Annotated in this window: 23 protein-coding genes; 17 read left to right on the top strand and 6 right to left on the bottom strand. The window is 58.8% G+C overall.

What is annotated here, in order from left to right; genetic code table 11:
- The first annotated feature begins 21 nt into the window (after window positions 1–21).
- The 5 genes from IC232_RS03315 to IC232_RS03295 all read left to right on the top strand — a co-directional run bounded on the left by IC232_RS03315 (window position 22) and on the right by IC232_RS03295 (window position 5,622).
- On the top strand, window positions 22–2,052 hold the full coding sequence (locus IC232_RS03315; RefSeq protein WP_190843493.1) for a putative Ig domain-containing protein: 2,031 nt from the start codon (window positions 22–24) through the stop codon (window positions 2,050–2,052).
- A 414-nt stretch (window positions 2,053–2,466) separates the two neighbouring features.
- Window positions 2,467–3,165 (top strand): thermonuclease family protein, encoded by a 699-nt coding sequence (locus IC232_RS03310; protein WP_190843492.1) that lies wholly within the window; start codon window positions 2,467–2,469, stop codon window positions 3,163–3,165.
- Window positions 3,166–3,347: 182 nt separating this feature from the next.
- Window positions 3,348–4,343 (top strand): hypothetical protein, encoded by a 996-nt coding sequence (locus tag IC232_RS03305; protein WP_190843491.1) that lies wholly within the window; start codon window positions 3,348–3,350, stop codon window positions 4,341–4,343.
- A gap of 42 nt (window positions 4,344–4,385) precedes the next feature.
- Entirely contained in the window at window positions 4,386–5,285 is a 900-nt protein-coding gene (locus IC232_RS03300; RefSeq protein WP_190843490.1) for a hypothetical protein, read from the top strand.
- Window positions 5,286–5,295: 10 nt separating this feature from the next.
- Window positions 5,296–5,622 carry a hypothetical protein gene (locus tag IC232_RS03295; protein WP_190843489.1) on the top strand — a complete coding sequence of 109 codons (327 nt, stop codon included), beginning with the start codon at window positions 5,296–5,298 and terminating at the stop codon, window positions 5,620–5,622.
- On the opposite strand, the gene ligD is transcribed toward IC232_RS03295, so the two are convergent.
- The 4 genes from ligD to IC232_RS03275 all read right to left on the bottom strand — a co-directional run bounded on the left by ligD (window position 5,619) and on the right by IC232_RS03275 (window position 11,911).
- Window positions 5,619–6,551 (bottom strand): non-homologous end-joining DNA ligase, encoded by a 933-nt coding sequence (gene ligD, locus IC232_RS03290; protein ID WP_190843488.1) that lies wholly within the window; start codon window positions 6,549–6,551, stop codon window positions 5,619–5,621. The genes IC232_RS03295 and ligD overlap by 4 nt on opposite strands.
- 183 nt (window positions 6,552–6,734) lie before the next feature.
- Window positions 6,735–8,276: a hypothetical protein gene (locus tag IC232_RS03285; protein WP_190843487.1), complete on the bottom strand. Its 1,542-nt coding sequence runs from the start codon at window positions 8,274–8,276 to the stop codon at window positions 6,735–6,737.
- A 502-nt stretch (window positions 8,277–8,778) separates the two neighbouring features.
- Window positions 8,779–9,348 carry a hypothetical protein gene (locus IC232_RS03280; protein ID WP_190843486.1) on the bottom strand — a complete coding sequence of 190 codons (570 nt, stop codon included), beginning with the start codon at window positions 9,346–9,348 and terminating at the stop codon, window positions 8,779–8,781.
- A 103-nt stretch (window positions 9,349–9,451) separates the two neighbouring features.
- A complete protein-coding gene (locus tag IC232_RS03275; RefSeq protein ID WP_190843485.1) occupies window positions 9,452–11,911 on the bottom strand; it encodes a hypothetical protein in 2,460 nt (819 codons plus the stop codon).
- Window positions 11,912–12,165: 254 nt separating this feature from the next.
- Between IC232_RS03275 and IC232_RS03270 the strand changes: the two genes are divergently transcribed.
- A complete protein-coding gene (locus tag IC232_RS03270) occupies window positions 12,166–12,879 on the top strand; it encodes a hypothetical protein (RefSeq protein ID WP_190843484.1) in 714 nt (237 codons plus the stop codon).
- A gap of 88 nt (window positions 12,880–12,967) precedes the next feature.
- On the opposite strand, the gene IC232_RS03265 is transcribed toward IC232_RS03270, so the two are convergent.
- On the bottom strand, window positions 12,968–15,202 hold the full coding sequence (locus IC232_RS03265) for a fused MFS/spermidine synthase (RefSeq protein ID WP_190843483.1): 2,235 nt from the start codon (window positions 15,200–15,202) through the stop codon (window positions 12,968–12,970).
- A 91-nt stretch (window positions 15,203–15,293) separates the two neighbouring features.
- Complete coding sequence (locus tag IC232_RS03260; protein WP_190843482.1) at window positions 15,294–16,106, bottom strand: outer membrane protein; 813 nt, start codon at window positions 16,104–16,106, stop codon at window positions 15,294–15,296.
- A gap of 255 nt (window positions 16,107–16,361) precedes the next feature.
- Between IC232_RS03260 and IC232_RS03255 the strand changes: the two genes are divergently transcribed.
- From IC232_RS03255 to IC232_RS03205, 11 genes are all read left to right on the top strand, one after another.
- Window positions 16,362–16,814 (top strand): hypothetical protein, encoded by a 453-nt coding sequence (locus IC232_RS03255; protein WP_190843481.1) that lies wholly within the window; start codon window positions 16,362–16,364, stop codon window positions 16,812–16,814.
- Window positions 16,811–17,089, top strand: a complete 279-nt coding sequence (locus tag IC232_RS03250; RefSeq protein WP_190843480.1) for a hypothetical protein — start codon at window positions 16,811–16,813, stop codon at window positions 17,087–17,089. Before IC232_RS03255 ends, IC232_RS03250 begins: the two co-directional genes overlap by 4 nt.
- Window positions 17,086–17,391: a hypothetical protein gene (locus IC232_RS03245; protein ID WP_190843479.1), complete on the top strand. Its 306-nt coding sequence runs from the start codon at window positions 17,086–17,088 to the stop codon at window positions 17,389–17,391. Before IC232_RS03250 ends, IC232_RS03245 begins: the two co-directional genes overlap by 4 nt.
- Window positions 17,384–18,235, top strand: coding sequence for a hypothetical protein (locus IC232_RS03240; protein WP_190843478.1), 852 nt, complete (start codon window positions 17,384–17,386; stop codon window positions 18,233–18,235). Before IC232_RS03245 ends, IC232_RS03240 begins: the two co-directional genes overlap by 8 nt.
- 122 nt (window positions 18,236–18,357) lie before the next feature.
- Window positions 18,358–18,789 carry a hypothetical protein gene (locus tag IC232_RS03235; protein ID WP_190843477.1) on the top strand — a complete coding sequence of 144 codons (432 nt, stop codon included), beginning with the start codon at window positions 18,358–18,360 and terminating at the stop codon, window positions 18,787–18,789.
- A 185-nt stretch (window positions 18,790–18,974) separates the two neighbouring features.
- On the top strand, window positions 18,975–19,292 hold the full coding sequence (locus IC232_RS03230; protein ID WP_190843476.1) for a hypothetical protein: 318 nt from the start codon (window positions 18,975–18,977) through the stop codon (window positions 19,290–19,292).
- Window positions 19,293–19,325: 33 nt separating this feature from the next.
- Window positions 19,326–19,610: a hypothetical protein gene (locus tag IC232_RS03225; RefSeq protein ID WP_190843475.1), complete on the top strand. Its 285-nt coding sequence runs from the start codon at window positions 19,326–19,328 to the stop codon at window positions 19,608–19,610.
- Window positions 19,611–19,639: 29 nt separating this feature from the next.
- Complete coding sequence (locus IC232_RS03220) at window positions 19,640–20,281, top strand: hypothetical protein (RefSeq protein WP_190843474.1); 642 nt, start codon at window positions 19,640–19,642, stop codon at window positions 20,279–20,281.
- Between the two features lie 37 nt (window positions 20,282–20,318).
- Window positions 20,319–21,572 (top strand): hypothetical protein, encoded by a 1,254-nt coding sequence (locus IC232_RS03215; protein ID WP_190843473.1) that lies wholly within the window; start codon window positions 20,319–20,321, stop codon window positions 21,570–21,572.
- 65 nt (window positions 21,573–21,637) lie between these two features.
- Window positions 21,638–22,411 (top strand): hypothetical protein, encoded by a 774-nt coding sequence (locus IC232_RS03210; RefSeq protein WP_190843472.1) that lies wholly within the window; start codon window positions 21,638–21,640, stop codon window positions 22,409–22,411.
- A gap of 14 nt (window positions 22,412–22,425) precedes the next feature.
- Complete coding sequence (locus IC232_RS03205; protein ID WP_190843471.1) at window positions 22,426–23,247, top strand: hypothetical protein; 822 nt, start codon at window positions 22,426–22,428, stop codon at window positions 23,245–23,247.

Raw genomic sequence — 23,247 nt, 5'->3', positions numbered from 1 at the left:
CGCACAAGGGCAATCTCCTCAATGGCAACACTCACCATCACCCCTGGTCTCCCGAATATCGCTATCGATCCCGCTGTCTTTTTCTCGAATATCGGAGCAGGATCCGTCACCCAGGTGGACGAAAACACGATCACCGTGTCTCGGGTCGGTGGGTACACCCTGGTGATCAAGGGCATCACCCTCGACTATGATGAGGAGGCGCCCTACTGGGCATCGGGCACGATCACCTCTTTCGAGCTTGTTGACGCCGATCTCGGAGTACTCGCCACCCTTTCTGGGCTGAGCTACGACGTCACAGAGTTCGGCGACATGGTCGCCGACAACGATCCGTACTGGCTCATGGAAAAGCTCACAGCCGGCAATGACACCGTCACCGGCGGTGACGGCAGCGACTACCTCTACACTGGCGCCGGCGACGATGTGATCTCGGCCGCTGGTGGCGATGACACGATCGTTCCTGGCCGGGGCAATGCGACCCTCGACGGCGGAGCCGGGGTTGACGTTCTCAGCTTCAATGACGTCCTGTTTGTTAGCACCGGCGTGAATGTCAATCTTGCTGCCGGCACTGGGACCTCCTACTCGGGCGGCTCACTGACGCTGTCCAACATCGAGTCGGTCGTTGGAACCTTCGCCGCCGACACCATCGTAGGATCAGACGCCGACAACAATCTCTTCGGGAGCCTCGGCAACGACTCCATGACCGGAGGTGCCGGTAACGATGTCATCGATGGTGATATTGGAAACGATACTCTGCTCGGCGGCACCGGCAACGACACGATTTACGGTGGCGACGGGAATGACACCGTCGATGGCGGGACAGGGGACGATACCCTTGGTCTGAGTGGTACGTTGGCAGACTTCTCCTTTAGCTTCGACGCAGAGGGCCGCCTTCTGATCACCGAAAAGGAGACCGGCCAAGTCGATCTGGTCAGCAATGTTGAGTATATCCTTGCTGGTGACACCCTCTATACCGTCGACAATCTGAAGGACGGGATTGATCCCGGCACTAACCCTGGGACCGGCGGAGTACCGTTCGTCGATCAAAAGGTTAATGAGGATACTGCCTGGTCGTACACGATTCCGGCAGGATCCCTGACTGCTGGCGCCACTTTCACGATCACCGGCCTCGACAACGAGCCCCTTCCCTCCTGGATCGTGTTCAATGCAGGCACCTGGACGTTCTCCGGCACGCCGCCGAAGGACTGGCATGGGCAGATTGGCGTCAAGGTCGCGGTCGATGACAGCGATATCCTCAAGGACTTCACCTTCAAGCTCACCGTCTCCGCAGTCAACGACGCTCCCACCGGCCTCAACCTGCATAATGGCTCGGTCACGGAGAACGCCAAGGTCGGCCAGAATGCCGGTCACCTGTCGGCAAAGGATGTCGACGGCGGCGACAAGCTGAAGTTCGAACTCGTCGATTCCGCAGATGGTCGCTTCATGATTGATGGCGACAAGGTCGTTGTCGCTGATCCTGCGAAGATCGACTACGAGCAGGCCACGTCCCATACCATCAAGGTCAAAGTCACCGACCTCGCTGGCGTCTCCGTCACCCAGGCGTTCACGATCGAAGTAAAGGACGTGGGCAAGGAAGATTCCGTTGGCGGCGGCGGCCGGGACGTCCTGAAGGGCGGCAAGGGTGGCGATAAGCTCAACGGCGGTGAAGGCGATGACCGTCTCTTCGGCGGCGATGGGCTGGATGTCCTCACGGGCGGCAAGGGCAAGGACGCCTTTGTGTTCAACACCAAGGCGAACACGAAGACTAACAAGGACAAGATCACCGACTTCAACGTGAAGGACGACTCGATCTACCTTGAGAACTCGATCTTCACCAAGTTCGGGAAGAAGGGCTCAGAATCGAGCCCGTTCAAGTTGAGCAAGAACAACTTCGCCAACGACAAGGCCAAGGACAAGGACGACTACATCGTCTACAACAAGAAGACCGGTGTGATCTCCTACGACGCCGACGGCTCAGGCAAAGCCAAAGCGGTTGAGGTCGCTTCCGTGACCAAGGGCCTGAAACTCAACTACGACGACTTCTTCGCAATCTAATCGCCGAAAAGTCCGAAAGCCCCGGCTTACCACCGGGGCTTTTTTCATGGGCGCCGCTGCCCATTAGTCCGCCGTTGAGGATGTTGCCTATGTCTGACCACGCTTCGATCGCCATTGACGACTGTTCTGACGATGATTTCAGCCTGTCTTGCCCGCAGTGCCGACGCAACGATCGTATCGACATCTCCGCCCAAGTATGGGTTCGGCAAACGAAGGATGGGACCGACATCAATGAGGCTGAGGATCGCTCCCATGAATGGGATGACGAGAGCGCAGTCGCATGCAGAGCCTGTGGGAGGATCGGGAAGGCTAAGGACTTCCGTCTCTCTTCACTTGCGTGATCAAATGCGTGCCGAGCGGACCAGTTTAGGGTATTGCTCAGGCTTATCCTTTGTCGCCTCGTTAGGTCCACCCATGCTCAGAACCTCTCTTATTTTCACGGCTCTCCTGCTGTCTGTCACACCGACTATGGCTCAGTCGATCGTCGGCCGTGCCAGCGTGATCGATGGGGACACCCTCGAAATCCGAGGCACCCGCATTCGATTCCATGCAGCTGATGCTCCGGAAAGCGCCCAATCCTGCCAGGGTGCTGATGGGAAGGCCTACCGCTGCGGCCAACAGGCGGCTCTCGCGCTATCCGACAAGATCGGTACGTCCACGGTCACCTGCCGGCAGACAGACATCGACCGGTACCAACGGATCGTCGCCCAATGCTCAGCCAATGGGGTCGACTTGAATGGGTGGCTGGTCCAGCAGGGTTATGCTCTGGCCTACCGACAGTACGGGACCGACTACATTGCTCAGGAAGATGAGGCTCGGAAGGCCAAGCGCGGTTTGTGGGCCGGAACCTTCACCCCGCCTTGGGATTGGCGGCGCGGCGAGCGCGGAACATCCGCAGCGGAACCTGCCCCTCCGGTTACGACTTCCCGCCCGAACACCCCCGCCGGCGACTGCAGGATCAAGGGGAACATCAGCGCCAAGGGGGAGAAGATCTACCATCTCCCCGGAAGCCGGAGCTATGAGCGCACCGTTCTGAACGAGGCCGCCGGTGAGCGCTGGTTCTGCTCGGAAAACGAAGCAATCGCTGCCGGATGGCGATCTCCCAGAGGGTAAGTATCAGGTAACCAGCAGCACGTTTTGGCAGACCTCGAGAAACGCTTCGATCCTGTTCCTTCGCAGAACGTGCTATTCTCACGAAAGAAACTCCGCACCTCTGAGAATGCGGGCAATCACAATTGGGGCGCTAACCGTGTTGAATTCGAATTTTTCCGAGAAAGGCGGCACTTGCCGCTTTCATGCTCTCGTCCATCTCAACAACCGCACTGTCTGTGGAGATCCGCGAGCCTAATCCAAGACATGTTTGGGAAGCCGCCGACGACTTGACCTCTGCCGGGCTAGGGACACCTGAAACCGACGACGTCGTCCTGACCCTTGCCTGCGCGAAAAACGGCAAGCTCGACGTCATGTTTGCCGACTACGCCCCTATGCCAGACGGCAAGGAAGGCGACGGCGGGCCCGCAGGAATCACGCTCCGCCGAGGCGGCAAAGAGGTGAGCGTACGAGGCACACTGCTCGAGAACCTCATGACTGGCGGCTGGGACCTCTCCACGCAACAGCCTGCGACGCACCCGCTCTTCGATATTCTCAAAGGCGACTTCATTGCTGAGATCGAAATCGACCCGCAATATCAAAAGCCCGGGGGACAAAGAGACTGGATCTCGCTGAAGGGGGCCAAAAAGGTCATCGAGAAAGTCCAAGCACGATGCTCTGGAGCTACGCCGCCCAGTGGCTCCACCGTTTCCTGGAATTCCGGATCCCAAGCGCAAGTCGCTTCCGCTCCACAAGCATCGGCGGCGAAAGCTCCCACGAGCTCGGATTTCGCACGGTACGCCCTCGCCGATTCCTACCAGGGTCAGGTTCGGCTCCCCGACTTCAAGGGCCGGGATCGCGATTGGAATAGCTATCGGACCCGAATTCGCGAAGGCATGAAAGGTGGGGCGAACTTTGCTGGACGCTTAGCTTTCATAGAGATCGGATGCGGTGCTGGCTGCCGCTGGGCAGCGGTAGCCGATGTCTCCACCGGAAGGGTTTACAACTTTCCGCTCGGTGGAGAGGAATACATGTACCTTGACCTTCATTACCGTCCCAACAGCCGCCTCGTCGTTGCCTTCTGGCAAAATAGCGATCGGTGCATGAAGGAGACTCTTGAATGGACTGGGCAAACGTTCAGGCGACAAGGGGCCGTCGACGTGGGATCGGAAGCATCCTGTAATCAGATCCAGTCTCAGTAACTCCCTAGTCTCATCTCGTACTGAAAAGTGTAGCCTGCCCTCATGAAACTCCAGTTCACTTCCGCCATCACTCTTCTCCTCCTCAGCACAGGCTCTGTTTCCGCTCTCACTGATGCAGAGCGAGAGGCAGCTCTCAAAGTTGCCAAAGCCGGCGCGGTGGACAGCTACGTTCAATGCGGCAAGGAGATCAATAACCCAGTTGTTTTCGAAACTGAGACCATGGACCTAAACGCCGACGGTGTGGAAGAGGTCATGGTCACGGCCAGCCACAAGAATGGCGGTACCGGGTGCTTCAGCCATCTCGGTATGACCAAGACTCTCATGATCAGGAACCGCAAGGGCGAATGGATAGAAAACCTTGGATTCGGGGCCCAGGGGATAAATGCTCTCCCTGATCGGTCGAACGGGTACCAGGACTTGGAGATAGACTCTGCAGGGGACTGTCGCCCTGTCTGGAGGCACAACGCCACCGAGTATCACATCTACAAGCAGTGCCAGCGGAGTAAACTGGTCATTGCATCCTCTTGGAAAGCCGGCGGCTCGCAGCCCAAGCGCCTTGAGGATAGCCTTGGATGGGACGGCGACGAGCTTTACGTACACAACGGCTCCGGGATGTACGTCAACAAGGGAGCCGGGACCATCCGGTACGCTGCGCCGAAGGCCTCGATCGCCGGCACTGTCAAGGAAGACACTGTCTTGTTCCGTGGCGAGTTCAAGAACGCTCCAGGCCTCGAAGCCCGGGGAACGGTCAGCGGGATCGCGTTCGTGTTCAAGAAGGGCTGTGAGCCCGCTCCGTACCAGGTTGTTGGAACGTACGATGCCTCGACAGTAACCATGAAGGGGGCAGCCCCACGCCGCGCTAAAGATTCCTGCGCAATCTTGGAGACGACGAAAAACAGTCCTCACTCGGTCCTGAAGTTTGAAGCGCCTCCGGATTACTGAGGAGATGCCCATGCGATGGACCTATCTTCCGCCAGCAGCATACTTGGCCTTTGCCGTCTATGTTTGGATTGATTTCACCAACACGGCACAGGATGGGCTCGCCAATCTTGGTCTCGTGCTGGCCACCTATCCCGTGGCTGTGATGGGGGTGGCCCTGACTTGGGCACTGGGGCAGACCGGCTTTGTGCTTATTCCGAACGGACTGGGCTACTACACCGCACACGCGGTTTACTTCTGGCCGGCGGCTCTGATTACAGCTTATTTGCTCTATGTGGTGTGCTCAGCGCCAGGGTGGCTCTGGCGACGGCTCTCCGGTAAGCGCCCGCGCCAGTCCTAATTGGGCTTGGAAAGCGGGCCTTCCGCACCGATGACCACTTCTCGTGGATCCTTGTCCTCCCGTAGCCCCAGGAAAGCTGGATGACGCAGGATCCGATCCCGCGTCCATTCAGTGAATTCGACCTGGGCGAGGATGCGCGGTTTCACCCAATGCACCTTGGCTCGCATATAGGTGCCTTTCGGCAAAGTTGCCGTTGGGCTTGCCTGCTCGATCTTCTCTAAGCGCTTCTGGAAAGCAAGCAGGAACTCTCGGTTGAACCCGGTGCCCACTTTCGCAGCATAGCGGATCTCACCCTCCGGCGTGTAGTAGCCCACCAGCAGCGCCCCGAAGCCGACGCGCGACCGCTGCGGCTCAGTGTACCCGATAATGATGAATTCCTCGGTGTTGAGGCATTTGACCTTCAGCCAGTCGTCGCTTCGGGTCCCACTGTAGAGAGAGCCCCGTCGCTTGGAGATGATCCCTTCCAGGCGCAGCTGACATGTCTGCTTGTAGAGTGCTTTTCCTCCGCCAATACGATATTCGCTGACCCGGATCGTGGCAGGCGCCTTAGCCAGGAGCTTGGACAGCCTATGCTTGCGCTCCTCCAGAGGAAGGCCCCTCAGATCCTCGCCGTCGAGGAACAGCAGGTCAAACGCCACATAGACCAGATCCGTGGTGTCTTCCTTGGACAGGGCATCTTGCAACGCGGCGAAGGAACTGACCCCGTTCTCAGCCAGTTTCACAATTTCCCCATCAAGGACGGTTCCTGACAGGCCAAATCGGGTCAATGCCTCGACGAGTTCCGGGAACTTTGTCGTCCAATCCTGATCATTCCGGGTAACCAGACGGGCAGGACCGTCATCGATGCGGGCAAGCATCCGGTACCCGTCGAACTTGATCTCGTGGAGCCAATCGTCGGTATCCGGCGCCTCCTTTCCCAGGACAGCCAACTCGACTGGGATACGGCTCGGAAGCGATGCAACTGCTCGCCTTGATGTCTGTAATGAGGAACGCGGCTTGACCATTTGCTGAATCCAACAGCCGCCGCGGTCAGAGGTTCCGCTGTAACAGCCATGAAAGCCGCAGAGCATTCCGGCCTGCGGCTTTTTCTATGTCTGCCTTCTCAAACCCATCTAAGGGTTTTTCAGCGCCGCCGGGCATTCAGCTAGATCGGCCACCTGGTCTCGCGTGATATTCGCATTGTTCAACGGATACGCGTTATTGAGTAGGTTAAGGATCAAGATTTGCCGCGGCTTGTACGTGGATTTGCTCCCAATGTATTTGATGTCCACGCCTGCATCGATTAGTGCAAATGCAACTCTCTGGAGCTCGTCTACTGGCGTATCCGGGCCGCAGATCAATGCGTTTGTCAGGACGTTCTCGTGGCCGGGAGCTATTTTATACATCCTTGTGTAGGGGATGGAGCTCCCCTCCAGAGCGTCCGTTATTCTACTGCCGTCTGCTGGTTTCACGTAGTAGGCAATCAGAATATTTGGCTCAGAGTATTCCACCGACGAGGTGAACGGCGGGTCTTTCCCGACATAGGTTAGAACGACTGTAGGCTTTGCATATTCGATGTTTTGTTCCTGACCGACCGTCCACGTTAGAACCCACTCGTTGTCGAGGATGGGTATCGCATCCTTTTCCGTGAGCTTGTACTTTTCCGGGAGCTTGGAAGTTTGCGCGATGATGGCGGCTGCTTTGCCCTCAGGAGTGTTTGGGTCCAGTTGGGTCCACTTCCCGATGTACTCGTTGGGATCAAGCTTATCGGCTGCCATGATTGGGTCGCCATTCTCGTCCTCAAGGATCTGGCCCTTAGCGTCCCGTGCCCAGGTTGTCTTTGACAGGCAATCAACGTCGGTGGCAGAGATGCACTGAACCGTATCGTATGCGTCTTTAGCTTGATCGTAAGCATCTTTGGCTTCCGGAGCGTAGGCTTCGAGTTCTTCCGTTCCCGCCTGAACCAACACGGCGCCAGCAGACGTGAGGAAGCCGTCTTTGATCGCTTCCTCGTCGCCGCCGGCGGCTGCGACCGCAATACCACCTGCAGCACCCGCCATGGCAGCTTTCTTGACAATCTCCGTGGTGGTGGTGGCTGGCATTTGCGCGACGGATGAACCCGTGTAGGACGTCGCTGCGGACAAGAGCCCGGCGCGGAGCGCCATGTCGGCATTGCCAGTACGTCGATAGGTTGACCATGCAGCATAGGCGGCGGCACCGGCGGGCCCCCCGTAGACGCCCGCTGCCGTGGCGGCCGCCGCATTGATCACTTCGCTCTCCTGGGTTGCCTTTGCGAAGTTCTGTTCGCCCGATTGGAGCGGTTCGGTGCCGAGGCCCCACATCGCATCAATGACTTTTCCGTCGCGTAGTCGCTTCTCGTTGTTCTCAACCGCGTCCCACTCAGCCTTCCTTTGGTTCTCCAAGAAGCGGGCCGCGGCCTTGCCGGCATCAACAGCGTCGTCAAAGCTACGCTGTGCCTGCTCTCCAACGTCTTGCCATGCCTTGACATAGGTGACCGCGGCGTCCTCAGCAGCCTTGTAAATTGTCGTTAAGCTATCCTCTCCGGCCTTTTCGATCGTGGCGAAGGTGTCGCCCGCAGCCGTTTCGAGTGTCTGAACTGTCTCATTTGCCGCGTTCTCGAAGGTCGTCAGCGTATCGCCCCCGAGTTGTTCCACACTCGATCTGACATTCCCACCTAGCTTGTCAATTTCAGCTTGAACCACTGGGGGAAGTGGGTTCAGTTGCTGTAATGGGGAATTGTCTTGGCCTGCGCCTCCGCCTGGGCCTGGGACGGTCGGCACGTTGTCGGAAACACACGTACAATGTCTAATAACCAGTCCAACGCACTGCTCGTGCTTTCCTCGCGGGCAATCAAGCGCAAACGCAGGATAGCTACTGGTGAATATTGCGAAAGCGATTGCACAAACTCGCCTTAGTCTTAAGGCCTGCCTCCACCGCTCATAGGTCCTTTGCGAATCCGGAACAATAAGCTCAACGGTTGCGCCCATGGCCGCAGCTCACCCAGTGGCTCGCCCCTGAGTTGATTATAGGCCTTTTACTGGTTTTCCCGAAGTATGTCGTTCGGAGCGTATGTGCGGTGCCACACATCTAATAGGGGGACTCTCCAGGTCGGTCTCAATTGCTTGAGAGACCGTTTAATTGACCATAGGGGCCAGCTTAGCGGTCAGACTTTGGAAGGAATTGGAGGATCCCCTCGGGTCGGTCGATCGTTGGCTGCTCAACCCGATCCTGAACCTTATAGCCCAACGTACGCGCAAACTCGGCGGCCCCTGTCATCATGGAATCGAAGATACGGCCGTGACACACGGCAAAGTATTGAGCCATCGAGATCTCGTTGGCGTGACCGTAGCGGCCTTCATCATCCAGGGTCAGAAAGTCGACGAGATACTTGCCCTCAAAGGGTGAAATGACGGCCGGCACCTGCTTCGAGCAGAACACGAAAGTCCTGCTCGCCCCTGGCGCCCGGGTCTTCTTCTTCGGATTCTGCATTGAGTAGGACCAGGTTTCACCCTCGATACGGAAAAGCACCCCAGCCGAGCGGAATAGGACAGGTTCTGAATATTCAATCGTGGGGGTTACGCACTCGCCATGCTGGCACCAATCCGGCAAGGGCTTGGCGACCGGCTTGCCCGGTAAACGTGAGGCGGGCTGCGCACTGGCGCTCGCCGTGCACGCCGCTAGAGCTAACACAACGAAAACTGCTCTTATCGGCATATCTACAATCATGAAGCTGCCCAGCCAGGTTGCCCTAAACAAAGCCGATTACACTTGGATCTGCAACTGACCCTACGAGTTTTTCGGGCCTTGAGTATCTCGACTGTGGGTTTTCTTAGACAGAAGTCGGTTTCTTGTACAATTCATCCAGCAAGTTTTCATAGGCCTCCGCAATTGCGGCGGTGACGGCATAGATCGGAGCGCCGTTAGGTGGCGGAGTAAACGCCCGTGCGGAACCAATGATGGCTCTGAGCGTCTCTGGATCAATTGGGCTCAGGTCCGCCGATCCAAGATCTTCGATAAGATCCTCGGCCTTTGCTATTTCCACAAAGTCCACTTCCGGCGGGCCAAGCGCCTTCCGAACATAAAGGCGCGCCAGAAACGAAACTAGCGCCGAGGATTCGTCCCCCTCGCCGCTTTCCAGGAGCTGATGCACCCGTCTCGCAAGAAACGTTGCCAAGACCGCCTCAACCCCCTCACGCCGGCCGACACGGAGATCGTCGCGAACTGCCACCATGAACTCGGTGCTCGGTGGGCCAAGGAACACTTCTGCGAACTGGGCATCGCCACCTTCTGCCAGTTGGCAGCACCGTGCGATCTGCTCCCTTCCATCCAAGCCCAGATCATCTCCGAAGATCATATATGAATGGTCAGTCGCGAGTGCGACGAGATAGAGCGGAGCGACAAATATCTCAGAGCGGCTGAAAATCTTTCGGGCGGCGTCAGTCAGATCTGTGACTGAAGCCGGCATCGGGGCCGGCATCGTCCAATCGTACTCGAGCGATCCGAGCGTATGAGCGAAGTCTCTGACGAGATCAGCCATGCGGAAATTCTGGAGGGTTTCGGTTTTCATCGTCAGCGTTGAGACGATTGCCGGAAGAGCCACGCCCTTCACCCAGGCCCGCAACAGAAGAAAGGGCTCTACGCAAGCGAACGGTGCCAATTCTTCAATCTCAATCCAGTCGGCCCCGTCCTCTTGAAACCGGAGAACCTCAATCCGCTCGACCTCTGCATCGACGTCATCAATCATGCGATTGCAGAGCTCCTCGACCGCGAAGTAAAGCGGCTCGCTCTCAACCTCGATCTCGGACGGCATCGGACGGAACAACAGCGTCGGAACGTAAGGCTCGCCTTGGTGGGGCCAAAGCTTGTCCTCCATCACGATGGGCGTCAGAAACTCATGGCCTTGACTTCGTTCGGGCACAGCCTGCCGGGCCTGGGGCCAATCCTCCGAAACAACGTCCTCGGCGGCCTGAAGCAGATGTTCCGGAACTCGGAACCGGACCTGGATCTGCCCCTCGTATCCGGCAAGGCTTGTTGTCAGGGAGGTCAGGTCGGACACCGCCTGCTCCATCATGATCTCTGCAATGCGCTCAGCTATATCATCCAAATAGGCTGAACCAAGCGTATGACAGACCCTGATATCGAGCAGGAGCGGCGACATGAACCCAGCCTCCAGAATGAGGCTCAACGTCCGCCGAATACCGACAAAGGCGCAGTAGGACCGATCCTGAAGATCCGCCACGTTGATCTGAGCCATGCGAATGTCGGACAGGTCTGTCCCGAACACGGTGGCAGGATGCAGCTCGTTTGGATCGAGCGCCAAGCTCGCGATATCCATGACCTCCGGTGAGGCATACTCTGCTACGAGCGTAGGAACTCGCAGGCCCGGGAGGATTGTCCGGTCTCCGTTCGGTCTGACCCGGCGGATGTCGGAATACGCGATCAGGCTCGCTGTTCGCAGGATTTCGCGGCGCCTCAGGTCCTCGTGGGTATCTTGCCTCTGCTCGACCTGATCCTCGGTGAACCAAATTCCGGGGAAAAATGGCCCCACCACATAGGCCGGGCCTGCCATTCCGCTGACTTCGTCAAAGTCACCTAAATGGCCAGAGTAGGTCTCGATCGTTTCTCCCAACGCACGCACGAACTCATCCTGTGCGCCCGCCCTCCCCTTGATGTGACACTCAACGCGGACAGAGGGCACCTCCTCCGATTTCCCTTCCAGACTGAAGTCATCGTCATCCCAGGGTGACCCGATCGCATCAGCAGCAATGTCGCTCGCACTGCGATGAAGGTGATAGACGTCGCTCAGCACCATTACGGTGCTGGCGGCGGTAATAACGTCGAGCACACCCTCTGCGTTCTCAAAGGTGTCCAGAACGTCATGGATCATTCGGACGACGATTGGGCTTCCATCTTGGGAGGATACATACTCAATTCCTCTTCTGATCGTCACAAAGCCTTGGAGTGCGCCCGACGCATCCGCCCGGACCACCTCATGTGATCGCAAATCGCGTTGGACGTGGTTCAGAAGATCAATGTGACGCTCTCTCATTTCATCCGAGAGGTCGAGCGCACTGTATGCCTCTACCAACTCAGCCAATTGCTCGGGCGCATAGAGTGGATACACCTTGAGGGATGGAACCGGGGATTCAACGTCCGTCCGGGCCGGAACCCGGATTTTCCGAACAAGTTGCTCTTCGCTCACGCGCGATTCACCTGACGCTAGGCCGACGGGACGAAGAACGGAAACCGGTAAGTAGTCTGCAGAGGCATGGGGGTTCAGATTCATCACGCATTGCCCTCCGCACGGGCCCGACTGTCAGGCCTCGGACAGGATGTTTCATCGCATGTGAGGCAACGGTCAAGTAGCCTAGAGGGTGTCCTCTGCCCGTCGTGCTTCTATGACCCCCAATGCAAGTTATTCCGACCGTAAGGATCTGCCGGAAATTGCTTCAGGATATCAATCACAAGCTTGCTCCTAAGCCAGGAATAATGCCCAGTCGTCGCGTGGCCTCAAGAGCCAGCCGACGCCAAAAGGAGAAGCTCATGACCATGATCTGTTGTACCCTCACCGGCGTCGACCAAAACACCAGTTCTACTCGTCTGAGAGATCTGGCGGACAAGTTCCCCGAAGCCGAGTTCGGAATACTTTTCTCACCAGAGCGCTCAGGCCGCCAGAAGCGCTTCCCCACGTTCGCAGAAATTCAATCCATGCTGGACGCCGGACCTATGCAATGGGCCATCCACCTGTGTGGAAGGGCCGTGCCAGAATTCATTCGGGCAGCGGTTTCCCAGAATTCAGAAGAAAGAGATTGCGAGAGTTTCCGGCTCGCCACGCATCCGGGCGTATCGCGGATTCAACTAAATTTTGCATTTCGGAGGGCAAAGTTTTCCCTCACGGAACTGGACGCCGCTATCCGTTCCCTGTCCATTCCTGTCATCACGCAGGAGCATCGGGCCAATGAGGGAGTGTCGCTAGGGATTAAGGCGCCAAATCACCAGGTTCTATTCGATACTTCCGGAGGCCGCGGGATCGAAACCTCCGACTGGTTTCCGCCCATTGAGGGTAAAACCTGCGGCTTCGCCGGTGGCCTTGGCCCAGACACGATCGGCAGAGTGCTTCCATCAATCCAGCAGGTTTGTGCGGGCCAGCAATTCTGGATCGACATGGAAAGTCGGATCAGAGATCGAGACGACTGGTTTGATCTCGATGCATGCGAGAATGTTTTGAGTACCAGTCAGAGACTTCTGAATTCCTGATGGGTTAGGATTCCGATCTGTCCCAATGCGAAAGGCGGCGGTGATTTCCACCGCCGCCTTTTCTTTTCCGGCTGCGCAAGTCCCAGGATCAGTTGCGGGCGTCCACGCTCTGGACCGGCTTGATGAGAACTCCATCGACCTTCGGACCAAGCCACGCATCCCGGATGCCCTCAAGAATGTTGGAATAATCGTCGGTCCAAGGGGAACGCTCCATATCCGGCTGGATCAACGTCCATGTTCCAGCAATCCGGCCGATGTCCTCCGCCTGGCGCGCAATCACCAGTGTCACACTGGCCGCTCCTCCCTCACCGGAGCTTTCCGTTGCTCCAGCGTACGTTACCATCCCCACCTCCGCCGCAGCTCGTGCCACAATCGCGCGCAGATCAAGATGCCGGTTTGAGATATGCATCACGATGGCACCGTCCGGCCAAAGCCGATCGCTGTAGGACTGCAACGCCTCAACCGTCAGCAGGTGGGCAGGGACTGAGTCAGACGAGAAGGCGTCGAGGAAAATCACGTCGAACGGCTTCTCGGCTTTCTGAAGCGTCAGCCGTGCATCGCCGTGGACAACAGGAGCCTTGGGAGCGCACGACGACATGAATGAAAATAGGGCGGGATTGGTGGCGATCCGGGTTACCACGGGATCGATCTCAAAGAAGGTCCAGTCCTCCCCATCCCGGATAGAACAAGCGATGCTCCCGCTTCCTAAGCCAACTGCTGCGACCCGGTCCAGACGACCGCCACGAGCCTGCCGCACTCCATCAATGCCCAACGCATTCGATCCGAACGGCGTGTAATAGGTCAGCGGCTCCGGCCTGCCTGTTACCGGCTGTCCGTCGGCCGTCCGGATCCTCATGGCTCCATGGATCGTGCTGCCATGCCGGATGTAGCGGAACTGGCCGTCAGGGGATTCATAGACCTTATTCACCCCAAAGAACGACCGGTAGGACGTTGAACCCACCACCAGATCGGCAAACACAGTTACCGTCAGAGCGCAAGCGGTTGCGATCATCACAGTTCCAATCGCCCGACGCCAGCTCACGATCATAAGAATGATCAACAGCACCCCGGTCAGGAACAGGATACCCGGGCGAGCTAGATCTGTCGCGAGCATCAGCACGCCGCAGAGGACCAAGAGGCCGCCCGCAGCAAGTCCAGGGAGGGCTTCCTTGGACACGACCCTCTCCCATGTGATCCCGCGACCGGCTGCCAGAGCCGCGACCAGGAGGATCGGATACTCGAGGATGCCGGAGAACAGGACAGGAGCCATGAGGCCGCTGAAGATCCCACCCATGACGCCACCCGCCGACATCCAGAGATAAAACGAGGTCAGGTTGCGGGCATCCGGCCGGCGCTCATAGAGAGCTCGATGGCAAACCAGAGCGTTGATGAAAAACAGGGACAGATGGACAGTCACCAGGGCCAACGTCTCCGCGCCCTTCAGCAGCACCAGGAATACGAAAGCCGTAGCGATTACCTGAGTTGCCTTGAACCAGTTGGATGATGCGAACGAATTTTCCCGGAAAACAACGATGAAGGTGAGCAGGAATAGGGCAAGCGGTGCAACCCACAGGAACGGCGCTGACGCGACATCTGTCGCGATGTGGGCCGTCACCGCAACCAGAAGGCCCGACGGCACGAAGGCAAACGCCGCCCAGGACGCCCGGTCCTGCCACGTCACCCGCCGGTTGGAGCCCTCCCCTGCAATGGGATGTGCAGCAGGGACGTTCCGGCTCCGGCGGATCAGGAAAAAGCCGCAGATGGCGATCGCCATACCCAGGACACCGTAAAGCGAGGCCCACAAGAGGCTTTGCGCTCCCAGCCGGAGCCACGGCTCGATCAGGAGCGGATAGGCCAGCAGCGCCAGGAACGATCCGGCATTAGACGCCGCATACAGAAAATAGGGGTCGGATGCACGCTTGCCGCCTAAGCGGCTGAACCATACCTGTAGAAGCGGGCCGTTGGCCGAGAGGGCAAAGAATGGAAGCCCGACCGAGGCCGTGAAGACACCCAACAGCCAGAAAGCCTCTGCTCCAGAAGGGTCAGTATCGCCAAAAGCAACAACGGAGATCGGGAGACTGGTCATGGCAGCCAGCATCACGCTCACATGGACGGCAATGGCTACACCCGACCGCAGCCGCGAGGCGAGCAGGTTCGCATAGGCGTAACCCGCCAACAGGAGCGCTTGGAAGAACACCATGGCGATGCTCCAGACCGATGGCGAACCGCCAAGGATCGGCAGCACCATCTTTGTGAACATCGGCTGCACGCCAAACAGAAGGAAAGCGGAGAGAAAGATTGTCGCTGCAAACAGAGGAAGCATTTGAGCAGGTCCGCGCAAGAGCTTACGGGTCATTCAGCAAAAAGGCCGGACACAGTCCGGCCTTCGATCGACGTCACGCCATGCCGGCAGGTCACCACTTGAAGTTCAAGCCCGCGCGGACGACGTTGCCTTCCGTCTTGCTGCGCACATAGAAATCAGCAACACCGGTCTCCAGATCGGGGGTATCGTACTTGGATGTGCCCAGATCGTAATAAAGATATTCGAGTTTGCCCGTCAGGTTGTTGGTGATGGCATATTCGGCACCTGCACCGACAGTCCAGCCCGTGCGCGTTTCGGTCTCACTGCCGGCCAGCGAGCCGGAATCGACAAAGACACCATTGGCGGTTGTCACGGAATCGACCGCTGCGCTGTTTTGCACTTCGCCAATGGCAAGGCCACCGGTGCCATAGACAAAGAAGCGGTCCGCTGCCACACCAAGACGTCCCCGGACGGTGCCCAGCCACTCAACGCGGTTCTCGATCGAAACGGTTCCGGTGGCCACTGCGCCATTTCCTAGGTCCACCGTGCGCGGCACGACCATCGTTTCGGTATCAGCAAGGGAGCTCAAGTCGCCCTCGAGACCGAAGACGAAAAGGCCGGATTGCCAGTTGAAGCCGACCTGACCACCGCCCGTGAAGGTCTGATAATCGTCCTTGGGACGCACCCAGTCGCCAAGAGACGATACCTGGGTGTCACTTCCGAAGTGACCCTGAGCCTCGCCGTAGGCAAGACCGGCATTGCCACCGATGTAAACGCCCTTCCAGACGAACCCGGACTTTGCGGACTGCACGGGAGCCTGGAAGATCGTCCCGAAGGAAGGCAGCCCGAGGTCCGCGGCAAAGCTGGACGAGCTCACGAGGGCCAGAGCGGCGGCGGCAACGAAGCTCTTCAGATGAATGTTCATGATTTGAGAAACTCCTGGTTCTGAGACCACGCTGTTACCCAATCCGGATTCTTCTGTCGGCAATAAATAGGCATTATCCGAAATAAAACGCGGGAGCAGCCAGCGGCATGGTTACCGCCGCCCAGGGCGGCCACCTATTGGCCCTTACTTGCAGGAAAGAGCTGGAATCCTATCCGGGAGCCAGGTGAGAAGTCGGATGTATCCCCTCAAAAACCCCTGAATTTCCAAGGCAGCAGAGCGCCAGGAGGCGCACCTATGGACACCTACACAGTCTCGGTGGCGTTCTACGACGCGTGGAACGTGCAAACCCTCGTGACCAAAGGCGCAAGCCCTTTGAAGGCGGGAGAGGCCGCCATCCGTCTGGCCGACGGCAAACGGGTCGATCACTACAAACTCGAATCGTGGGATCCAAGCGCCACCTTCGTTGCGGGCATCCGCCCGGGCGGCAAGCTGTCGGACAACAAGTTCAACCTCGATCCGGTTCTCCAGGGGCCCGTCCCCTATCGACTGTCCGAGGAGTTCATCGCGGGAAGCCCGTGCTCCCGCGTAACCGCACAAGAGCTCGTTGAGGCTTTGACCATGCTTCGTCTCTGGGCAGTCGACGAAATCGGCAGCGCCTCGAAGTGCGGGCGGTTGCCCGAGGACCATCCGATTAAGAGGGCAGCCAGCGCCCTGCAGACGGCAAAACAAGAAGGACTAACCCCGTGAACACGCCAGCCCAGCACCCTGCCCGTGGCAGCGCGTCCAGTGAGGGCCCGAAGCTCCTTGGCTTCCAGCTCGCCGATCGTTCCGGCGTCAACATCCAGGGTGACGAGGACGACCCACTCAATCTCACATCCTTCCAGATCATGACGCCCGCCTATGCGATTGGCGCCTTGGAGAAGCTCGGGGATGCCGCCCGGTATCTCCTGATGCCGATCTTCGAGGGCGACGTCGAAGAACCCCACCTCATCGGTCCCACCGGGACGGAGTCCAGCCAATGACCAAGCTCTTGAACCTCGACGAAATGCTCGATTGCGCTAAGGAAATTGGCCTCCCTGACGCTGATATGTGGGCTGGCCAACTCGAAGCCATCGGTTCGACGATGGCTGCTGCGATCGCCGACAAGCTCGGCGTCATTGCAGGGGATGCCTCCGCTGAGGGAGTAGCCTTCGCAGGCACCTGCGCTCCGTTCAATCCGGCCTTTGAAGGGCAGCCCTGCCCGGACGCCCTGGATCAGTTCGATCCTGAGGGCGACTGGGGTTCCGAAGGCGAAGCCATGCAGGAGGAGACCGCCAATGCATGAAGACGATCTCAAGAAGGCCCGGGCCGTTCTGGAGGCTGCCGGCTTCGCCAACTACCACAACTACCCACCCTATGAGGATTTCGACCGCTGGCTCAACAATGACCATGCGGTTGTGATTACGCTCAATGGCGACGATGGCACGTTCTATGCCCTGTACCGGGCGAGCAAAGAGCCAGACGGCGATCTTGGGACGTCCGCAAACCATGTGCGGCAGGGTGCGCTTTCTGCGCTCACCGCTGCAACAGTCGAGGACATCGTACGCAGGTTCGACCTAACACTGGTTTTCCCAGCTTTAAGGTCTGTCCCTCGATCCGCGGCACTGGTCATCACGGCCGAAGCGGTCCTGCAGGAGTTTGTCTTCGATGTGATGGCCGTGCATGGCACGCAGGGGCAATCGATCGCCGATGTCCGGGACAGCGTTGAGCAGGAATGGCCGGATCTGGCTCCCACCTTCCTGAAGGCACTGGTGGCTCTCAATGGCGAGCATGCCAACGCTGCAAAGCGTCTCCTGGGGCCAGCCCCCGAACAGAGCCTGCCACAGGAGCAGCCCAGCCCCCCTGTAAGCCTTCCCCTGGTCAAAGGGGCCACCTACCGGGTTAAGAAGGAGGGTTCACGCCTCCTGCAGTACGTGACCCTGCCCAGTGGCGGAATCACCAATAACCGGATCGAGCTTCCCGCCGGGGCTGAGGTCATCTTCCTGGGGTCTCGGGAGGGGCTAGGCTCCGATCCCGGCTACGAGCAGCATTTCTCCTACCTGGGTCAGGACGGGCGCTTTTGGCCCACGACCACTATGGGTCTCGCGGTTTCGGACGAATGGCTCGGCCCTATTGAGGCTGCCGCGTAGGACGAAGTACCCGACGGTAACCTTTCCACCACTTCCTACTGGGGCCTGCCTCGACAAACGATCGGAGCGTACTGATAAGTCCCGGAACCCGCATTTCAATTCGAATCCTGGAGCATCGCTCAATGAAGAAGTCCTTTGTCGCCGTCGGTTTGGCAACGTTGGCATTGACCACCCTCGCGCTCACCGCCTCACCTGCTCTCGCGAGAGATCCGTTTGCGGGCGGGTACTCGGGAAATGAGGGGGTCTGCGCGAAGAACGTATCCTGCAGCCTGGAAATCGATCCTGTCGCCGGCGGCAAGTCCTACACTGCTGTCTTCGAGGCAGAGCAGCAGGGGCGCAGCCCCGATGGTCTGATTACGCGCAAGACGCTATGCAAGGTCACAGCGCAGCTGACGCGGGACGGTAAGCGGCTCAAGGGCGCTTTCCCGAGTGGTCAGCCAATTGAGATCGCGCCATCCGGCGGCGGGGTTGTCTCAGTGAGCAAGAACTCAGGCACTCCCTGCGGCCTGCCGTTCTCGATCAGCGGCAGATACGAGAACTTTGTCGACTACTGAGCATCGAGACGATCGCCTGCTCGGCTTACGCTTCGCATAGAGCCGACCTGACTATTGGGCGAGGGGTCTTCAAAGGCCCCTCGCCTTTTCTTTTTCCGCTGAGTTGAGTGTTCCTCAGCGAAGGTCTGCATCTCCCAAAGCCCTGATTGGCTGAGAGCGACAATTCAAAACCCCAGGAAACCTTGATGACCGACCCTGTGTTCAAACCGGCGGTGGAATACCCGCTGCGCGCCTTCTTGGATCTGTCCACCGCGCACCTGCGGCCAGAAACGCTTGCGCATCTAAATACGCTCGAGAACGAGGAACTGCCGTTTTCCGGCGGAGTCACCCAGCACGGCTGGCTGGTCTATGCCCCCCATGAGGCTGACCTGAAGGCCTACCCCAAGTGCCCGCCGGAAATCGTCGAGGCCATGAAGAAGGCCCGCGAGCTCGGTGCCGATTACGTCCTCTACGACAACGAGGCCGATCCGGACCCAAACGTGCTCCCGGTTTACGAGCACTGATCCATCCCACCCTCTCGCCAACGAGGTGTTTTCATGACGCCCCAATCTGTCCAAACCGCCGCAGAGGCACTCGCCCAGCGTGGCGCCATCATCGCTCACCACGATGAGATCGCGGGATCGCTCACCATCGGCTCACGGGTTCAGATCTTCACGCCGGATGCGGAAGACCAAACCTGTGAGCTTGTGATTGAGACCGGCGATGATCTCCATGCCGTTTTCTCTGCCCTGCGGGGGAGGTTTCAAACCCGGGTCCAGGACCTGGATGCACGCCTCCACGCCCTCGGCATCGATACCTCCCAGCTTTCCTCCCTCGACTGACCCGGTGGCATTCCCAGAAGGCGTACAGCATGTTTCAAGAACAGATCACTGGACGGGCGGACAACCCTTTCCTGACGATGCGGGCAAAGCTCCATGACCGCCTCGGGCCCCAAGGCCGCGAAACCGTCCGAGCCAAGGCTACCCAGGCCGTATTCGATGCAGCGACCCTGAGTGGGGACGACCCCTGGGTGGAGTTCCATCATGAGGGATACAGGTTCCGTGTCAGGCATCTTGGGGACGACTTGGAAGTCGAGCTGATCGGTGAACCAACCCTCAATGAGGCTCTTGCAACTCGGGGGCTCTCCCACAAGCGCGATGGCCTGACCAGCGCCGATGGGCGGCATACGATCAAGGACGCTGCAGGGAGCATCATCGGTCGCTACACCGCTACCGAAGCATGGGCCGAGGTGATCAACGATGCCAAACGCCCCCTGCCCGATTTCGACCCTTCCAAGGTCCGGATCGAGCGACACCGGATGAGCGTCACTCAGGGCGAGACCTCGGTGTTCTACGATGAGCGGCTCCTCAATCGCTACGGCGACGAGATCAGGCTGCTCGACAAGGATGCCACCCCGCCGGCTGGAGCCACCGTCATCGCAGGCTACTGCGGCTATGGCGACCAGGACTGGATCGATACGGCTCGCCGCGTGATCACGCGAGGCTCCTGGTAGGGGCCCAGCCCCTTCCCTCCCCCTCACCAGGCTCCCGATGTCACGGAATCTCGCAACCCTCCTGCAGACGGCGTTCGACTTCGACGTCTTCATTGCTGCCCCTGTCGTGGCTACCCCACCCACGATCCTGCCTCCGGTGATTGGCGATTGCCCGGCGCCGGCTCTTCCGCCCGGCAACGACAACGAGGCTCCTCTCGGGGCTGAGGCCCTGCTGCAGGTTCTCAAGCAGAAACTCGTAATCTTCGCGTCTGGCATGAGCCGCATTGGCGACCTTGATGCCGGGACCTTCGCCTGGAACAACCTCAGATCCCGCGGGATCGGGGTCGAGGCTGGAGAATTGTCGAGCACCGCCGTCGAGGCAATTGCCGAGGCCGTGGTCATCGGCAAAACCCAGATCTTCGTCGATTCTGGGGCATTCAGCGAGTTCAAACGCAGTCTACGCAATCCTTCCCAGCTGAAAGGGATCGTCCACGATCTCTTTGCTGACGAGACAGAAAAGCTGCTTGCGTCCTGCCAGACAATTGATTTTCAACGCGTGTGGCTGCGCTATGAGGCCATCAAGGCAACCATTGCCTACTACCTCAACGGCGATAGCGGAATCGAAGGATCCGCCACTCCAGACGATCCGGATTACCCTCGGCCGCTGTTTGTGATGCCGGATGTCGTCGGCGACCAGGCTGCAAGCCTCGCCCTTGTGGAGCGCTATCGGGCTTGGATCCTCGAAGAGATTGAGCAGAACCAATCCAGGCCGATCATCCCGATTCAGGTTGGAGCGCTGACGCTGACGCAGGCCTTCGATCGTATCATCGAAGTTCTCGATGGTAGAAGCTTCATAGCGGGGATTCCCTCCAACGAGAAATCGGTGACCCCTGACGAACTCCGGGAATTCATTCGCGAAACCCGTCCCAGCCGCCTCCACTTTCTTGGTGCAGCCTCCTCGAAGACGCTGGACCCGAAGCTCGAGATCATCGCCAGCGTCGGCCATGAGCCAGAACACCTGAGCGCCGATGCCAACATCTGCCGTTCGCAGGTATACGGGAAAGGCATCGATAAGAGCCGCTTCCGTGCCATTGTCGAAACGCTTTACCGCCGCTCGGCCGAGGCACAGCAGGCAACTGGAGAGATTCCCGGCTGGCGCAAGATCAAACCGGGCGACCGGCTTCCCGACGGGACGCACCTCGTTCTCAAAGGGCTCAAATGCAGCCTTCAGGCGACCGACGTTGCCTCTCAGCACCCGGGAGGCCGAGTCATTCCTGACGGTCCGCTTCGGTTCGCCGTCACGGCCTCGTAGTTCCTCCCCTCCATCTTATCGACACGGATATAGCCATGTCCCGAAACTCTCTGGGCGCCAGCCAGATGGCGTTCGACTTCGATGCGCTGTTCGCGCCCCAACCCACGGTCCCGCAGGCGGTCAAAGATGCCGTGAAGGATGCGGTCTTCTCTTTCCGAGAACCCGTCAAAGCCCGTTCCGATGACGCTGAACCAAAACCATGGGCCGAAAGGCTGGAGCCCGTTGAAGACACAAGCCCGCGGATTCTTGAGATCGACGGCATCCGGGCGATCTGCACGCCGGACCGATGGATGTGTTTCTACGCGATCGACCCAGGCAAGCCCTTCATCAGCGAAACCGGATTTATGTCGGGCTGTTCCAGTCGAAAGGGATCCTCAGAAGAAACCTTCGCGGCCCTGCTTGCCGAGCGCAGGAAACAGCACAAGGGCAAGCTCCCGCTCCCAGCCACCACCTACCGGCTCCCGGAGCCCGGTGAAGACGGCCCGCAGGCCGCCACTGGTGCCCTCCTGGCGCTTAAGAAGCTCAAGACAGAGCCCTACAATGCAGCCTTGCTGATCGAGGCGAATGGCCAATGGGGTGACGGCGCCTGTTCAGAGCACGGCAAGCCAGAGCGATTGAAGGACTGTACCAAAGGTTTTCTGCCGCCAAACTTCGACGTTGAGGTCGATGCCAAGGGGCATGGTTTCGCAATTATCGGCCCGAACGGCCGTCGATGGCCGGAAGCCGGAAGCTACTTCCCTGCCCTGCATAACATCCGCTGCGCCGTCACGCGCCAGGCCCGCGACGACGCCGAGACAAACGCCCCCTTCTTCTACGCGACCATTCCCCAAGCCGCCTAAACGACAGGTCAATTATGACGACAGAAACGACGCTCGCCCTCACAACCACCCTGCTCAAGTCCGGCGATCAGATCACGATCAGAGCCGAAGGCCTGTCCCTCCTCATCAAGCGCCAGGACGAAGGAGTCAGTGTCTACACCTATGGTTCGGGTGAGGAGGCGATAAAAGACGACTGGACCCTTTTTTCGGGAGCGGAGATGGACGAGCGCTTCGAGACCGCCGCCCGAGCAATCGGATGGTCGAAGATCGAGGCTCAGGACGAACATGAAGAGGCCTTTCTCCTGCAAATTGAGGGTAAGGACGACCGCATCGAATATTTTGGAGATTGGGAGGAGCTGTGCCTCAGCGAGGGGATTGAGGTTGGGGCAGCAATCGCCACTGACATAGTCATAGAGCCGCTGGGAAAGGGCGCTCCGGGTGCGAAATGGAATACGCTGCCTGATATGGCACAGGCCGAGACGGAGGGCTGGCGGATTTCGGAATGCAGCGGCCTCGAAACCGAGACCGCCCGGCTGGAGCGCGATGACGCCATGGCAATTTTCTCTGGCGATGCAGCCGCCTGGGTCCACGTCTGCACTCAAGCCCAGAACGGGAGCACCTATCATCAAGGCATCCTCGACTGGCTGAGAGAGAATGCCCCGGTCGAGTTCAAGCGGATCTCCGATCACCAGGAAGCCCTGGCTGACAAGACCACATGGGCCATCGTCAACGAAGCCGGTGAGTTCTGGTCCAATGAGGATGGTTGGGGTGATCAGTCATCCAAGACCCTGTTCTACGCTTACGAAAAACTGGTTCTGAATCTGCCGATGGGCGGCAAGTGGGCTCTAGTCGGCTAG

This window comes from Microvirga sp., from assembly GCF_014699075.1.
Lineage (GTDB): Bacteria > Pseudomonadota > Alphaproteobacteria > Rhizobiales > Beijerinckiaceae > Microvirga.
Note: the sequence above shows the minus strand (reverse complement) of the source record. Positions and strands in the feature narration are given on the sequence as shown.